The sequence below is a fragment of the Variovorax sp. P1_H12_2 genome (genome assembly GCF_056405335.1).
The window spans coordinates 1-14,489 of sequence record NZ_JBFUCI010000131.1; the positions used below are offsets into that span (position 1 = coordinate 1).

A 14,489-nucleotide genomic window follows, 5' to 3' on the forward strand; every position below is an offset into this window, starting at 1 on the left:
CATACAAGCAGATCGCCGCCGCAGCGGCTACGTTGAGGGATTCCTCGCCGCCCGGCTGCGCAATGCGCACATGGCGCGACGCCTTGGCCTCCAGTTCGGCGCAGACGCCCTGCCCTTCGTGCCCCATCAGCCAGGCGCAGGGAAACGGCAGCCGGGTGCGATGCAGCCAGTCGCCGCGGTGCGAGCTGGTGGCGATCCAGGGCACCGCGAGCGCGTCCAGGGCGTCGATTTCGACGCCTTCGATCAGCCGCAGGCCGAAGTGGGCCCCCATGCCGGCGCGCAGCACCTTGGGCGCCCACAGCGCCGCCGTGCCCTTGAGCGCGACCACCTGGACAAAGCCGAAGGCCGCGGCGCTGCGCAGGATCGAGCCGACATTGCCGGCGTCCTGCAGGCGGTCGAGCACCACGGTCGGAGCCATCGCTTCGACCGCGGGCCGGGCCGGCAGGTCGAGCACGAAGCCCATCGGTGCCGGCGATTCGAGGCCGCTGACCCCGGCCAGCAGCGCGTCGGCCAGCACCACGGTCTTGGCGGCCGCGCCAGCCCATTCGTGGCGCACCGCCGGCCAGAACGATTCGGCGAACACCGCGACCGCCGGCCGCACGCCGCGCTCGCGCGCGGCGCGGCACAGGTGGTCGCCTTCGAGCCAGACGCGGCCGTTCTTGCGGTAGGCGCCCGGGTCGTGGGCGAGCTTGCGCAGTTCCTTGAGGAGCGGGTTGTCCCTCGAAGTGACGTGGCTGACGTCGTCAACGCTCATTTGGAAACCTTCGTGCTTCGCACTGCGGTGCGAGCTTGCCTGGGGCGGCGCGGCGCGGCGCTCACGCGGGGCTCCCGCTCAGGCCGGACGCTGGATCGGCCGCCCGCGCCAGCGCCGCGGCGACCGGGCTGAAGGACCGGCGGTGGTGCACGCAGGCGCCATGGCGCAGCAGCGCCTCGAGATGCTCGGGCGTGCCATAGCCCTTGTGGCCGGCAAACCCGTACTGCGGAAACTCGGCGTGCAGGCCTTCGCAGAGCCGGTCGCGGTGCACCTTGGCCAGGATCGAGGCGGCCGAGATCGCCTTGACCCGGGCGTCGCCCTTGACGATCGCTTCGGCCAGCACGCTGAGTGTGGGCAGCCGGTTGCCGTCGACCAGCACCTTGACCGGCTTCAGCCGCAGGCCCTCGACCGCGCGCCGCATCGCCAGCATGGTCGCCTGCAGGATGTTGTGGGTGTCGATCTCCTCGACGCTGGCCTGCGCGACCGAGCAGCACAGGGCCTTGGCCAGGATCTGGTCATGGAGGCGCTCGCGCTGCAGCGCGGTCAGCGTCTTCGAATCGGCCAGGCCGCGGATCGGCCGCTGGTCGTCGAGGATCACGGCCGCGGCCACCACCGGGCCGGCCAGCGGACCGCGGCCCGCTTCGTCGACGCCCGCCAGCAGCCCGGGACCGTMCCAGACCAGCCGGGCCTGCTCAGCCTTCAAGAACTTTCTGGATTGCATCGGCGCACAGTGTCGGCGTATCGCGCAGCAATTCTGCGTGCATCGCGCAAAAACGTTGTTGCAAGGCGTGAACCTTGTCCGGCGAAGCGAGCCAGGCCAGCGTTGCGTCGGCCAGCGCCTGCGGCGTCGCGGCATCCTGAAGCACCTCGGGCACCGCGAACTCGCCGCTCAGGATGTTGGGCAGGCCGACCCAGGGCTGCAATTGCTTGCGTTTCATGACCAGGCGCCAGGTCAGCGGGTTCACGCGGTAGGAGATCACCATCGGGCGCTTGAAGAGCGCCGCCTCCAGCGTGGCGGTTCCGCTGGCGATCAGCGTGACGTCGCAAGCCGCCAGCGCCGTGTGGGAGCGGCCGTCGAGCAACGTCACCCGGCCCGCCAGGCCGCTCGCCTGCAGCACTTGTTCCATCTCGGCCCGGAGGTTCGGCAGCACCGGGCAGATGAAGCTCAGCCCGGGCCGGGATTTCAGCATCAGCGACGCGGCCGCGAAGAACAAGGCCGCCAGATGGCGCAGCTCCGAGCGCCGGCTGCCGGGCAGGATCGCGACCACCTGGGCCTGAGGGTCCAGCCCGAGCGCCGTGCGCGCGGCGTCGCGGTCGGGCGTCATCGGGATCACCTTGGCCAGCGGATGGCCGACATACGTCGCGGCAATGCCGTGTTTCTCGAGCAAGGCAGGCTCGAACGGAAAGATGCACAGCACGTGATCGGCGGCGGCGCGCAGCTTCACGACCCGCTCCGGCCGCCAGGCCCAGATCGAGGGGCAGACGAAATGCGCTGTCTTGATGCCGCGCGCGCGCAGGCCGGCTTCCAGGTCGAGATTGAAATCCGGCGCATCGACGCCGATGAAGATTTCTGGCGACTCGCGCAGCAGCCGGGCGCGCAACTGGCGTCGGATGCCGGCGATCTCGGCATAGTGCCGCAGCACTTCGACATAGCCGCTCACCGCCAGCTTTTCCTGGGGCCACCAGGTCTCGAAGCCGCGCGCCAGCATCTGCGGGCCGCCGATGCCGGCCGCCTGCATCGCCGGCCAGCGGTCCTGCAGTCCATCGAGCATCAGGCCCGCCAGCAGGTCTCCCGAGGCCTCGCCCGCGACCATCGCGAAACGGCGCGCTGAAATGGAACTCCCCCGATGCGCCTGAGGCGCCTCCCCCTCAAGGGGGCGATACCAGCGGCCCGGCGAAGCCGGTTCCGCGGTATCCCTGGCATCTGGCGGCGCCGGTTCCATGCGCCGCGGGTCAGGCGGCAGCATGGGGAAAAACTGAATTGTGTGCCGTCATCGATGCGGTCAGCGGGCGATGCCGCTGGCCGAGCTTCCGAGGAAGGCGTCCATCAGCGCCGCATCCGCCGCGGCTTCGGGTGTGTCCGCGGCCAGCGCGGTGATCGCGGTCCGCGCCTCGTCGAGCGTCTTGCCCTGGCGATAGATCAGCTTGTGCATCTCGCGGACGGCCGCGATGCGCGCATTCGAGAATTCGCGCCGGCGCAGCCCGACCAGGTTGACGCCGCGCACCGCCAGCGGATTGCCGTCCACCACCATGAAAGGCGGGATGTCCTTGCCGACGTGGCTGGCGAAGCCGACCATCGCATGGGAGCCGATGCGCATGCGCTGCAGCACGCCGGTCAGGCCGCCGATGGTGGCCCAGTCGCCCACCTGCACGTGTCCGGCGAGCGTCGCGTTGTTGGCCATCGTGATCTGGTTGCCGAGCTGGCAATCGTGCGCGATGTGCACGTAGGCCATGATCCAGTTGTCGTCACCGATGCGGGTGGTGCCGATGTCCTGCACAGTGCCGAGGTTGAAGGTGCAGAATTCGCGGATCGTGTTGCGGTCGCCGATCTCCAGCTGGGTCGGCTCGCCCGCGTACTTCTTGTCCTGCGGCTCCGCGCCGAGCGAGGCGAACTGGAACACACGGTTGTCGCGCCCGAGCGTGGTCCGGCCTTCGATCACGCAGTGGGCGCCGACCGTGGTGCCGGCACCGATCCGCACCTGCGCACCGATGACGGCATAGGGGCCGACGCTGACCGTGGGGTCGAGCTCGGCCTTGGGGTCGACGATGGCCGTCGAATGAATCAGGGTCATGCCGAGCGCAGGTTCAGTTGATCTGGCGCATCGCGCACATCAGGGTGGCTTCGCAAGCCAGTTCGGTGCCGACCATGGCGCGGCCCTTGAACTTGGAAATACCGGCCTTCATGCGTTCGATCTCGACTTCGAGGATGAGCTGGTCGCCGGGTTCGACCGGCCGCTTGAAGCGCGCACCGTCGATCGCCGCGAAGTAGTAGATGGTGTTGTCGTCGGGAACGATGTCGAGCGAGCGGAACGACAGCAGGGCCGCGGCCTGCGCCATCGCCTCCAGCATCAGCACGCCGGGCATCACCGGGCGATGCGGAAAGTGGCCATTGAAGAACGGCTCGTTCATGGTCACGTTCTTGAGTGCCGTGATGCGCTTGCCCTTCTCCATGTCGAGCACGCGGTCCACCAGCAGGAACGGGTATCGGTGCGGAAGCAGCTTGAGGATTTCGTGAATATCGATCGTCGTCGTCATGGTTTGGGGTCCTGCTTCGTCATTTTTTCCAGGGCCTTCAGCCGGTCCCGCAGACTGTGCAATTGCTTGAGTGTGGCGGCGTTCTTTTCCCAGGCGGCATTGTCGTCGATGGGAAACACGCCGGTGTAGTGGCCGGGCTTGAGAATCGATCGCGTCACCAGCGAGGTCGACGAGATGTGCACGTGGTCGGCGATCGTCAGGTGGCCGAGCACTCCGGCCCGGCCGCCGATCGTGCAGTGGGCGCCGATGGTGGCGCTGCCGGCGACCGCGGCGCAGCCCGCCATCGCCGTGTGGCGGCCGATGCGCACGTTGTGGCCGATCTGGATCAGGTTGTCGAGCTTGACGCCGTCTTCGATCACCGTGTCTTCGAGCGCCCCGCGATCGATGCAGGTGTTGGCGCCGATCTCGACGTCGTCGCCGATGCGCACCGCGCCGAGCTGCTCGATCTTCACCCAGGCGCCCTCGTGCGGCGCCAGTCCGAAGCCGTCGGCGCCGATGACGACACCCGGATGCAGCAGGCAGCGCGCACCGATCACGCAGTCTTCGCTGACGGTCACGTTCGACTTGAGCACCGTGTCGGCACCGATGCGGGCGCCGCGCTCGACCACGCACAACGCGCCGATGCGCGCGCTGGGGTCGATCGACGCTTGCGGATCGATCACCGCGCTGGGGTGGATGCGCTGCGCCTCGGGCCTGGCATGGGACTTCTTCCAGAGCTGGGTGAGTCGCGCGAAGTACAGGTAGGGATCGGGCGTCTCGATGAAGGCGCCGCGCGCGGCCGCCGCTTCGCGCATGGACGGTGCAACGATCACGCAGCCGGCGCGGGACGCCGCCAGTTCCTTCTGGTACCTGGGATTGCTCAGGAACGCGATCGCGTCGGCCTGCCCTGTCGCCAGCGGCGCCAGCCGCTCGATCGAAAGCCCGGCATCGCCCTGGAGTTCGCCTCCGAGAGCTTCAACGATTGCGCCTAGTCGCAGTGCCACGCCGATTGACGGCGCTACTTGCCGCCGGCCGAGGTCGACGCATTGAGCGCCTTGATCACCTTTTCGGTGATGTCGTGCTTGGGGTTGATGTAGATCGCTTCCTGGAGGATCGCGTCGTACTTTTCAGCCTCGGCCACCTGCTTGACCACGCGGTTGGCGCGCTCGTAAACCTGCTGCAGTTCCTCGTTCTTCCGTGCGTTCAGATCTTCCTGAAATTCGCGACGGCGACGCTGGAAGTCGCGATCCTGGTCGACCAAGGCCCGCTGGCGCATCACGCGCTGGCTTTCGGACAGCGTCGGTGCCTCCCGCTCGAACTGCTCGGACGCCGCCTTCAGCGCTGCGCCCTGTGCCGTCAGATCCTTCTCCCGCTTGAGGAACTCGGCCTCCAGCTTGGCCTGGGCAGCTTTCGCCGGCAGCGCTTCGCGCAGCACCCGGTCAGGATTGACGAAACCGATGCGGAACGTTTCCTGCGCATGGGCGGGCATTGCCACGGCCATGAAAGCGGGAACGAGCAGCGCACAGGCGGCACGGAACAATGGAGTCATTAGAAGGTGGTTCCGATCTGGAATTGCAGGCGTTGGATTCTATCCTCCGGGATTTGCTGGGCGATATCTTCCTTCTGGTACACGACCGGGAAGGCGTAGGCCAGGCGCAGCGGACCCAGCGGCGAGATCCAGCTGATGCCCAGGCCGACGGATGCGCGCAGCTTCTTGATCGAATCCCACTGCGCATCGGTCGACCATGGGGTGCGGTCGCCGAACACGTTGCCGACGTCGAGGAAGGTGTAGAGGCGCAGCGTGCGGTCATTGCCGGCACCCGGGAACGGGGTGCTCAGTTCGGCATTGAAGATCGCCTTCTTGATACCGCCGAGTGCGGCGCCTTCGGTCTGGCCGATCAACGGAACGTCGCGCGGGCCGAGCGAGTTCTGCTCGAAGCCGCGAACCGAGCCCAGGCCACCGGCATAGAAATTCTTGAAGATCGGGTATACCTGGCCACCGTAGGCCCCGGCATAGCCCACATCGCCGTTGATCGCGAAGGTGTACTGCTTGTTGAGCGGGAAGTACTGCTGGTACTGGTAGCTGGTCTTGTAGTACTTCATGTCGCCACCGACGCCGACCTCGAGGTTGGCGCGCTGCAGGACGCCGCTGGTCGGGACCAATGCACTGTCGCGGTTGTCACGGGCCCAGCCGATGGTCAGCGGAATGCCCCAGACCGAGGCGTTGCCGCAGTACAGGAGGGCCCCGCCACTGCTCGTCACGCAGCCGAAGTAGCGCTGATAGGAGCTGGGCGTATAGCCCGCGAGCGAAGAACCCGGGTCGAAGCCGTAGCGTTCGAGGCCAGCCCCGAAGAAGACCGTGTCGCGTTCGCTGAAGGGCACGCCGAACCGGAGGGTCGCGCCTTCGTTGGTCAGCTTGTAGTTGCCGTCGATGTTGCTGTAGTACGGCTGGGTGGTGGTCGTATACAGGCTGAAGCTGCGCGAGATCCCTTCCTTGGTGAAGTAGGGGTCGGTGGTGATCAGAGACAGCGTACGGTTGTACTTGCTGGTGTTGACCTGCACGCCCAGGTAGTTGCCCGAGCCGAACACGTTTTCCTGCGAAATACCGAAGGTCAGGCTGACCTTGTCCGCGCTGGAGAAGCCGGCGCCCAACTGCAGCGAGCCGGTCGGCTTCTCGGTCACCGCGATCGTCAGGTCGACCTGGTCGGGCACGCCCGGCACTTCCTGCGTGTCGACCGTGACTTCGGTGAAGAAGCCGAGGCGGTCGACGCGGTCGCGCGACAGCTTGATCTTGTCGCCGTCGTACCAGGAAGCCTCGTACTGGCGGAACTCGCGCCGGATCACTTCGTCGCGCGTGCGGTTGTTGCCGCCGATGGCGACACGTCGCACATAGACCCGGCGGTCGGGTTCGGCCTCCAGCGTCAACGCCACCCGGTTGGTGGTGCGGTCGATCTCGGGCGTGGCTTTCACGCGCGCGAAGGCATAGCCGAAGGAGCCGAAATAGTCGGAGAAGGCCTTGGTCGTCTGGGCAAGCTGCTCGGCGTTGTAGGGCTCGCCGGGCTTGATCGCGACGAGCGTCTTGAACTCTTCCTCGCGGCCCAGGTAGTTGCCTTCGAGCTTGACGCCGGAGACCACGAACTTTTCGCCTTCGCTGATGTTGACCGTGACCGACAGATCCTGCCGGTCCGGCGAGATCGCGACCTGCGTCGAGTCGATGCGGAATTCGAGATAGCCGCGCGTGAGGTAGTACGAGCGCAGGGTCTCGAGGTCGGCGTTGAGCTTGGCGCGCGAGTATTGGTTGGACTTGGTGTACCAGCTGAGCCAGCCGCCGCTGTCCTGGTCGAACAGACTCAACAGGGTCGATTCGCTGAAGTCCTTGTTGCCGGCGATGTGCACTTCGCGAATGCGGGCCGATTCGCCTTCGGTCACGGTGAAGGTCAGGTTGACGCGATTGCGCTCGATCGGCGTGACCGTGGTCACCACTTGCGCGTTGTAGAGGCTGCGGCTCACGTACTGGCGCTTGAGTTCCTGCTCCGCGCGGTCGGCCAGCGCCTTGTCGTAGGGGCGTCCGTCGGCCAGGCCGACTTCGCGCAGCGCCTTCTGGAGGGCCGCCTTGTCGAATTCCTTGGTGCCGACGAAGTCGACGTCGGCAATGGTCGGCCGCTCCTCGACGATCACCACCAGCACGTTGCCGTTGACGTCGATGCGCACGTCCTTGAACAGGCCCAGATCGAACAGCGCCCGGATCGCTGCCGATCCGCGCTCGTCGCTGTAGGTGTCGCCCACGCGCAGCGGCATCGAGGCGAAGATGGTCCCCGGCTCGACGCGCTGCAGGCCCTCGACACGGATGTCGCGAACGGTGAAAGGCTCGACCGCCCAGGCTGCCGTGGCCGCCAGCGCGCTGGCCACTACCGCGGCAACGCTGCGCAAGCGAAAGCGACTGAATGTTGTGTTCATCTGTGAATTGAGCCAGAGCCGGAAAGGGCTGGCAGAAAAGTTAACCAAAGAGCCGCGTGACGTCGTTGAAGAGTGCGATCGACATCATGACCAGCAGCAGCGCGACACCGCCGCGCTGAAACCTTTCCATCCAGGCGTCGGAAACGCTCTTGCCGGTCAGGCCCTCCCAAAGATAATACATCAGGTGTCCCCCATCGAGGACCGGCAGCGGCATGAGGTTCAGCACGCCGAGGCTCACGCTGATCAGCGCCAGGAACACCAGGTACTGGGTCAGCCCGAGACTGGCGGATTTGCCGGCGTAGTCGGCGATCGTGAGCGGTCCGCTGAGGTTCTTGAGCGAGGCCTCGCCGATCAGCATCTTGCCCATCATGCGCACCGTGAGCGCCGACACCTCCCAGGTGCGGACCACACCGCGCCAGAAGCCGTCGACCACGCCCTGCCGCACCAGCACCATCTCAGGCGGCGCGCCGACATAGGCGCCGATGCGGCCCACCTTGCCGGTCGCTTCCTCGCGAACCTCGGGCGTGACCTCGATCCGCAGCGCCTGTCCGTCCCGTTCGACCTGCCAGGCCTGCATGCGCGGTTGGCCGCCATCGATCGAGGCGCGGATCGTCTCGCGCAACTGCTGGCCATCGACGATCGGGGTCGTGCCCACCGCACGCACCAAGTCGCCATGGCGCAGGCCGGCGCGTTCAGCGGCGCCGCCCGGAACCACCTCGCCGATTTCGGGACGGGTCATCGGCGTGATGACACCGATCTTGCGGAACATCTGCGCATCCGCGTCCTTGGCTTCGATGCGGCTCAGCGGCAGCACCAGTTCGCGCGCCGGCCGGCCGCCCTCGCCCGCGATCTCCAGCGTGAGATCGCGGCCATCGAGCGCGCCGCGCGTCATGCGCCAGCGCAGGTCCTCGAAGGACTGCACGGCTTCGAGTTCACCGTCGAAGCCGGCCCGCGTGATGTGTTCGCCGCCCTGCAGCCCCGCGTGCTCGGCGAGCGATGCGGCCACCGGCCGGGCCTGCGTCGCCACCGGCTCCTGGACGCCGATCCAGTTGACCAGGGTGTAGAGCACGACCGCCAGCAGCAGGTTGGCGATCGGCCCGGCCGCAACGATCGCGGCGCGCGAGCGCAACGGCTGGGTATTGAAGGCGCGGTGGCGATCTTCGGGCGGCACCGGACCTTCGCGCTCGTCGAGCATCTTCACGTAGCCGCCCAGCGGGAAGGCACCGATCACGAATTCCGTGTTCTGGCCCGGATGCTGGCGCTTGGGGCTCCAGCGATAGAGCGTCTTGCCGAAGCCGACCGAGAAGCGCAGCACCTTGACCCCGCAGGCGACCGCGACCCGGTAGTGGCCGTACTCGTGCACCGCGATCAACAAGCCGAGTGCAACGATGAAGGCAACGACTGTGAGCATCGATTTCCTCGGGGGTTGTGAAGGTCAGACCGCGAAACGAAGCGCTGCGGCACGGGCCGCGGCACGGGCGCCGGCGTCCAGGGCCAGCAGATCCGCAAGCGACGAAGGGTTGGAGGGCCGTACCTGCTCCAAAGTTGCCAGATTGACCGCATGAATGCGATCGAAGCGCAGCCGCCGCGCGAGAAAAGCCTCGACCGCCACTTCATTGGCTGCGTTCAGAACCGCGGTGGTGCCGGGCGCCGCGCGAAGCGCCTGCCATGCGAGATGCAGCCCCGGGAATCGCACTTCGTCGGCGGCTTCGAAGGTGAGCGCCGCCAGCGAGGCGAAATCCAGCCTGCCGGCACCGCTCTCGATGCGCTCCGGCCAGGCCAGCCCGGAAGCGATCGGGACCCGCATGTCCGGCGTGCCGAGCTGCGCGATCACCGACGAATCCCGGAACTGCACCATCGAATGGATGATCTGCTGCGGGTGGATGACCACCTTGACCTGATCGGGCGTCAGGTCGAACAGCCATCGGGCCTCGATGACCTCGAGCGCCTTGTTCATCATGGTGGCCGAATCGACCGAGATCTTGCGCCCCATGGAAAAATTCGGATGCGCGCAGGCCTGATCGGGCGTGATTTCGGCCAACGTCCGCGGATCGCGCAGACGGAACGGCCCGCCCGACGCCGTCAGCAGCACGTGGTCGACCCGCGCGGGCCAGGTGCTCCGGTCCTCCGGCAGGCACTGGAAGATCGCCGAATGCTCGCTGTCGATCGGCAGCAGCGTCGCCCCACCCTCGTGCACCGTGCGCATGAAGAGCTCGGCGCCGACCACCAGCGCCTCCTTGTTGGCGAGCATCAGGCGCTTGCCGGCACGGGCTGCCGCGAGGCAGGGGCCGAGCCCGGCGGCGCCGACGATGGCCGCCATCACGGCATCGGTTTCCTCGTGCGAGGCGATGTCCTCGAGTGCGCCGTCGCCGCTCAGGACGCGCGTGGGCAAGCCGTTCTGCGCCAGCTTCTCGGCCAGCAGCGCGGCGTGCGGCGCGCTCGCCATCACGGCGAACTTCGGCGAGAAGCGCGCGCACTGGGCAAGCATGTCGTCGACCTTGGTCGCCGCCGACAGGGCGAAGACCTCGAAGCGTTCGGGATGGCGCGCGATCACATCGAGCGTGCTGACGCCGACGGAGCCGGTCGAGCCGAGCACCGTGACGCGTTGTTTGACTGTATTCATAGGAAGGCCAGCATCATGGCGATCGGCAGCGTCGGCAGCAGCGCGTCGATCCGGTCGAGCACACCGCCGTGGCCGGGCAACAGGGCGCTGCTGTCCTTGACGCCCGCGCTGCGCTTGATCAATGACTCGATCAGGTCGCCGACCACGCTCATCGCCGCCAGGAACACCACGCCGAGAAGCAGCAGCCACCAGCCGCGCTCGACCAGCAGGCTGTACAGGCTGGYGACCCTGGACTGAGCCGCCGCATCACCCCAGACCCAGGCCAGGGCCAGCACCAGCACGCCGGCCATGCCGCCCCAGACACCTTCCCAGCTCTTGCCGGGGCTGATGGTCGGCGCGAGCTTCCTGCGCGTGAACTTGAGACCGAAGGCGCGGCCGGTGAAATACGCGAACACGTCGGCGACCCAGACCAGCACCAGGATCGAGAGCAGGAAGTTGATGCCGACCATGCGCGCCTGCACCGCCGCCAGCCAGGCGACCCACAGCGCCAGGAGGCCGCCCACCAGGCGCAGCCCCTTGGGCACACGCGGCCAGCCCGGCACCGCGACGCGCAGCAGCGCAGCGCCGCCGAGCACCCAGGCCGCGCTGGCAGCGATCCAGACCCCCAGCAGCGAGCCTTGCAGCAGGCCCAGCCACCAGGACAACGCGCACAGCAGCACCATCTCGGCACCGAGGAACAGCGACATGCGCGGACCGTAGTCGTTGAGGCGGCCCCATTCCCAGGCAGCGGCGCCGATCAGCGCCAGCATCACGCAGGCAAAGGGCACATGCGAGGGATAGAAGAGCGCGGGCAGCAGGATCGCCAGCAGGACGATCGCAGTGACGATGCGTTGTTTGAGCATGCGCTCAAGCGACTCGCTGATCGCTGGTCTCGACGACCTGCGCGGAAGTCTGGCCGTAACGGCGCTCGCGGCGCTGGAACGCGGCAATCGCATCGTCCAGGGCAGCCTCGTCGAACTCGGGCCACAGGCGATCGCTGAAGTACAGCTCGGCATAGGCGCTTTGCCAGAGCAGGAAGTTGGACAACCGCTGCTCGCCGCCGGTGCGGATGAACAGGTCCGGGTCGGGCACATGCGCGAGCGCCATGGCGGCGTCGAGATTCGCCTCGGTCAGGGCCTCGCCGCGCGCGGCCAGTTGGGCGGCGGCACGGGCGATGTCCCAGCGGCCGCCATAGTTGAAACAGACATTGAGCACGAGCCGGCTGTTGTGCGCCGTCGCCGCCTCGGCCTGGACCAGGCCCGCAACCATCTTCTCGGACAGTCCRCCGCGTTCGCCCACGAAGTGCAGCCGCACGCCGTCCTTGCTCAGCTTGGGCACCTCGCGGCCCAGCGCGCCGACCATCAGGTCCATCAGGCCGGAGACTTCCTCGACCGGACGATTCCAGTTCTCCGACGAGAAAGCGAACACGGTCAGCACCGCGACGTTGCGGGCCACGCAGGCCTTGACGCAGCGCCGCAGCGACTCGACACCCTGCTTGTGTCCGGCGACGCGAGGCAGGAAGCGGCGCGTCGCCCAGCGGCCGTTGCCGTCCATGACGATGGCGATGTGATGGGGAACCGCTGGCGCGACCTGTTTCATCTCAAACAGCCATGATCTCGGCTTCCTTGGCGGTCACCAAGCGATCGATCTCGCCGATGTGGCGGTCGGTGACCTTCTGGATCTCGGCCTCGGCGCGCTTCTGGTCGTCTTCCGAGGCCAGTTTGTCCTTGACCAGCTTCTTGATGGCGTCGTTGGCGTCGCGGCGCAGGTTGCGGGTCGCGATCTTGGCGCTCTCGCCTTCGTTGCGCACCAGCTTGGTCATCTCCTTGCGGCGCTCTTCGCTCATCGCGGGCAGCGGCACGCGGATCAGGTCGCCCATCGAGGCCGGGTTCAGGCCCAGGTCGCTCTCGCGGATGGCCTTCTCGATCTTGGCGCCCATGCCCTTTTCCCAGGGCTGGACGCTGATGGTGCGCGAGTCGAGCAGCGACACGTTGGCCACCTGCGACAGCGGCACGGTCGAGCCGTAGTAGTCGACATGGATCGAATCCAGCAGCGCGGGATTGGCGCGGCCGGTGCGGATCTTGGTCAGGTTGTTCTGGAAGGCGGCGAGCGACTGGTTCATCTTGACGTCGGTCGCGCTGCGGATTTCTGCGATGGTGGTGGTCATGGGTTCATTTTCCTCAAGCGTGCACGAGGGTACCTTCGTCCTCGCCCATCACGACGCGCTTGAGCGCGCCGTTCTTGAAGATCGAGAACACCTTGATCGGCAGGTTCTGGTCGCGGCACAGCGCGAAAGCCGTGGCGTCCATGATGCCGAGGTTCTGTGCAATGGCTTCGTCGAAGCTCAGGTTGGTGTAGCGCGTGGCGCTCGGGTCCTTCTTGGGATCGGCGGTGTAGACCCCGTCGACCTTGGTGGCCTTGAGCACCAGTTCGGCGCCGATCTCGGCACCGCGCAGCGCGGCGGCGGTGTCGGTCGTGAAAAAGGGGTTGCCGGTGCCGGCCGCGAAGATCACGACCTTGCCCTCTTCGAGGTACTGCAAGGCCTTCGGCCGCACATAGGGCTCGACCACCTGCTCGATCGCGATGGCCGACATCACGCGGGCGATCAGTCCCTGCTTGTTCATGGCGTCGGCCAGCGCCAGCGCGTTCATGACCGTGGCCAGCATGCCCATGTAGTCGGCGGTGGCACGATCCATGCCCACCGACCCTCCGGCGACGCCGCGGAAGATGTTGCCGCCGCCGATGACGACCGCCACCTCGACCCCCATGTTCACGACCTCGGCCACCTCGCCGACCATGCGGACGATGGTGGCGCGATTGATGCCGAAGGCATCGTCGCCCATCAACGCCTCGCCCGACAGCTTCAACAAGATTCGCTTGTGGGCTGGGCGGGCTTCTGACATGGATGGATCCTTTGGAGTTGGCGGGGGCGAGTGTAAGACGTGACTGTGAAAAAGCGGCAGCGCGTCACGTGCGCTGCCGCCTGCGGCGCGACTCAGGCCGCAGCTTTGGCGGCTGCGACCTGCGCTGCCACTTCGGCCGCGAAGTCGTCGACCTTCTTCTCGATGCCTTCGCCGACCACGTAGAGCGCGAAGCCCTTGATGGACGTGTTGGCGGCCTTGAGCATCTGCTCGACGGTCTGCTTGTCGTTCTTCACGAAAGCCTGGTTGTGCAGCGAGACTTCCTTGAGGTACTTCTGCACGCCGCCTTCGATGCGCTTGGCGACGATGTCGGCCGGCTGCGGCTGCTTGCCCGCGGCTTCGGCGACCTTGCGGTCTTCCTCGGCCTTGCCGGCAGCGACCGCGCGTTCCTTCTCGATCAGGTCGGCCGGCACGTCGGCGCTGGAGATCGCCACCGGCTTCATGGCGGCGATGTGCATCGCGACGTCCTTGGCCGAAGCGTCGTCACCCTCGAACTCGACCATCACGCCGATACGGGTGCCGTGCAGGTAGGAGGCCAGCTTGCCGTTGCCGGCGAAGCGCTTGAAGCGACGGAAGCTCATGTTCTCGCCGATCTTGCCGATCAGGCCCTTGCGCACGTCTTCCAGCGTCGGGCCGAATCCGTCCTGCTCATAAGCCAGTGCACCCAGCGCAGCGAGGTCGGCCGGATTGTTCTTGGCGACCAGCATCGCGGCGGCGTTGGCCATTGCGAGGAAGCTGTCGTTCTTGGTGACGAAGTCGGTTTCGCAGTTGATCTCGATCATCGCGCCGGCATCGCCGTCCACGAAAGCCGTGACCACGCCTTCGGCCGTGACGCGGCCGGAAGCCTTGCCAGCCTTGTTGCCGAGCTTGATGCGCAGCAGCTCTTCGGCCTTGTCCATGTTGCCTTCGGCTTCGGTCAGGGCCTTCTTGCACTCCATCATCGGGGCGTCGGTCTTTGCGCGCAGTTCGCCAACCATGCTTGCGGTGATCGTTGCCATGTATGTACTCCGTTCGGTTTGTC

At 66.9% G+C, this 14,489-nt stretch carries 15 protein-coding genes; all 15 read right to left on the minus strand.

The genetic code is table 11. From position 1 onward, the window contains the following. The coding region (locus AC1D2K_RS15200; protein ID WP_478089666.1) for a TrmH family RNA methyltransferase at nucleotides 1-754 on the minus strand (754 nt) is incomplete at its 3' end. Between the two features lie 61 nt (nucleotides 755-815). Next, nucleotides 816-1,475: a ribonuclease HII gene (gene rnhB / locus AC1D2K_RS15205; RefSeq protein ID WP_478089667.1), complete on the minus strand. Its 660-nt coding sequence runs from the start codon at nucleotides 1,473-1,475 to the stop codon at nucleotides 816-818. Continuing rightward, complete coding sequence (gene lpxB, locus AC1D2K_RS15210; protein ID WP_478089668.1) at nucleotides 1,447-2,568, minus strand: lipid-A-disaccharide synthase; 1,122 nt, start codon at nucleotides 2,566-2,568, stop codon at nucleotides 1,447-1,449. The genes rnhB and lpxB overlap by 29 nt, the downstream gene beginning before the upstream one ends. 189 nt (nucleotides 2,569-2,757) lie before the next feature. Further along, the gene (gene lpxA / locus AC1D2K_RS15215) at nucleotides 2,758-3,546 is read right to left on the minus strand and encodes an acyl-ACP--UDP-N-acetylglucosamine O-acyltransferase (protein ID WP_478089669.1); all 789 of its coding nucleotides are present in this window, start codon (nucleotides 3,544-3,546) and stop codon (nucleotides 2,758-2,760) included. 13 nt (nucleotides 3,547-3,559) lie between these two features. Beyond that, nucleotides 3,560-4,009 carry a 3-hydroxyacyl-ACP dehydratase FabZ gene (gene fabZ, locus AC1D2K_RS15220; RefSeq protein WP_478089670.1) on the minus strand — a complete coding sequence of 150 codons (450 nt, stop codon included), beginning with the start codon at nucleotides 4,007-4,009 and terminating at the stop codon, nucleotides 3,560-3,562. Continuing rightward, nucleotides 4,006-4,992, minus strand: a complete 987-nt coding sequence (gene lpxD, locus AC1D2K_RS15225) for a UDP-3-O-(3-hydroxymyristoyl)glucosamine N-acyltransferase (protein ID WP_478089671.1) — start codon at nucleotides 4,990-4,992, stop codon at nucleotides 4,006-4,008. Before lpxD ends, fabZ begins: the two co-directional genes overlap by 4 nt. A 14-nt stretch (nucleotides 4,993-5,006) precedes the next feature. Then, nucleotides 5,007-5,537: an OmpH/Skp family outer membrane protein gene (locus tag AC1D2K_RS15230; RefSeq protein WP_478089672.1), complete on the minus strand. Its 531-nt coding sequence runs from the start codon at nucleotides 5,535-5,537 to the stop codon at nucleotides 5,007-5,009. Next, on the minus strand, nucleotides 5,537-7,945 hold the full coding sequence (gene bamA, locus AC1D2K_RS15235) for an outer membrane protein assembly factor BamA (protein ID WP_478089673.1): 2,409 nt from the start codon (nucleotides 7,943-7,945) through the stop codon (nucleotides 5,537-5,539). Before bamA ends, AC1D2K_RS15230 begins: the two co-directional genes overlap by 1 nt. A gap of 40 nt (nucleotides 7,946-7,985) precedes the next feature. After that, nucleotides 7,986-9,356: an RIP metalloprotease RseP gene (gene rseP / locus AC1D2K_RS15240; protein WP_478089674.1), complete on the minus strand. Its 1,371-nt coding sequence runs from the start codon at nucleotides 9,354-9,356 to the stop codon at nucleotides 7,986-7,988. A gap of 24 nt (nucleotides 9,357-9,380) precedes the next feature. Further along, a complete protein-coding gene (gene ispC, locus AC1D2K_RS15245; RefSeq protein WP_478089675.1) occupies nucleotides 9,381-10,568 on the minus strand; it encodes a 1-deoxy-D-xylulose-5-phosphate reductoisomerase in 1,188 nt (395 codons plus the stop codon). Beyond that, nucleotides 10,565-11,410 (minus strand): phosphatidate cytidylyltransferase, encoded by an 846-nt coding sequence (locus tag AC1D2K_RS15250; protein WP_478089676.1) that lies wholly within the window; start codon nucleotides 11,408-11,410, stop codon nucleotides 10,565-10,567. The genes ispC and AC1D2K_RS15250 overlap by 4 nt, the downstream gene beginning before the upstream one ends. 4 nt (nucleotides 11,411-11,414) lie before the next feature. Next, nucleotides 11,415-12,146, minus strand: a complete 732-nt coding sequence (gene uppS, locus AC1D2K_RS15255) for a polyprenyl diphosphate synthase (protein ID WP_478089677.1) — start codon at nucleotides 12,144-12,146, stop codon at nucleotides 11,415-11,417. A gap of 1 nt (nucleotide 12,147) precedes the next feature. Then, nucleotides 12,148-12,714 (minus strand): ribosome recycling factor, encoded by a 567-nt coding sequence (gene frr / locus AC1D2K_RS15260; protein ID WP_442282574.1) that lies wholly within the window; start codon nucleotides 12,712-12,714, stop codon nucleotides 12,148-12,150. Nucleotides 12,715-12,727: 13 nt separating this feature from the next. Beyond that, nucleotides 12,728-13,450 (minus strand): UMP kinase, encoded by a 723-nt coding sequence (gene pyrH, locus AC1D2K_RS15265; protein ID WP_478089678.1) that lies wholly within the window; start codon nucleotides 13,448-13,450, stop codon nucleotides 12,728-12,730. Between the two features lie 92 nt (nucleotides 13,451-13,542). After that, a complete protein-coding gene (tsf, locus tag AC1D2K_RS15270; protein ID WP_478089679.1) occupies nucleotides 13,543-14,466 on the minus strand; it encodes a translation elongation factor Ts in 924 nt (307 codons plus the stop codon). Nucleotides 14,467-14,489 lie beyond the last annotated feature (23 nt).

Bases quoted from the DNA above. Each gene is read 5' to 3' on its own strand.
- AC1D2K_RS15230 (WP_478089672.1), bottom strand. From the start codon at position 5,537: ATGACTCCATTGTTCCGTGCCGCCTGTGCGCTGCTCGTTCCCGCTTTC.
- tsf (WP_478089679.1), bottom strand. From the start codon at position 14,466: ATGGCAACGATCACCGCAAGCATGGTTGGCGAACTGCGCGCAAAGACC.
- fabZ (WP_478089670.1), bottom strand. From the start codon at position 4,009: ATGACGACGACGATCGATATTCACGAAATCCTCAAGCTGCTTCCGCAC.
- bamA (WP_478089673.1), bottom strand. From the start codon at position 7,945: ATGAACACAACATTCAGTCGCTTTCGCTTGCGCAGCGTTGCCGCGGTA.
- ispC (WP_478089675.1), bottom strand. From the start codon at position 10,568: ATGAATACAGTCAAACAACGCGTCACGGTGCTCGGCTCGACCGGCTCC.
- lpxA (WP_478089669.1), bottom strand. From the start codon at position 3,546: ATGACCCTGATTCATTCGACGGCCATCGTCGACCCCAAGGCCGAGCTC.
- lpxB (WP_478089668.1), bottom strand. From the start codon at position 2,568: ATGGTCGCGGGCGAGGCCTCGGGAGACCTGCTGGCGGGCCTGATGCTC.
- rseP (WP_478089674.1), bottom strand. From the start codon at position 9,356: ATGCTCACAGTCGTTGCCTTCATCGTTGCACTCGGCTTGTTGATCGCG.
- pyrH (WP_478089678.1), bottom strand. From the start codon at position 13,450: ATGTCAGAAGCCCGCCCAGCCCACAAGCGAATCTTGTTGAAGCTGTCG.
- frr (WP_442282574.1), bottom strand. From the start codon at position 12,714: ATGACCACCACCATCGCAGAAATCCGCAGCGCGACCGACGTCAAGATG.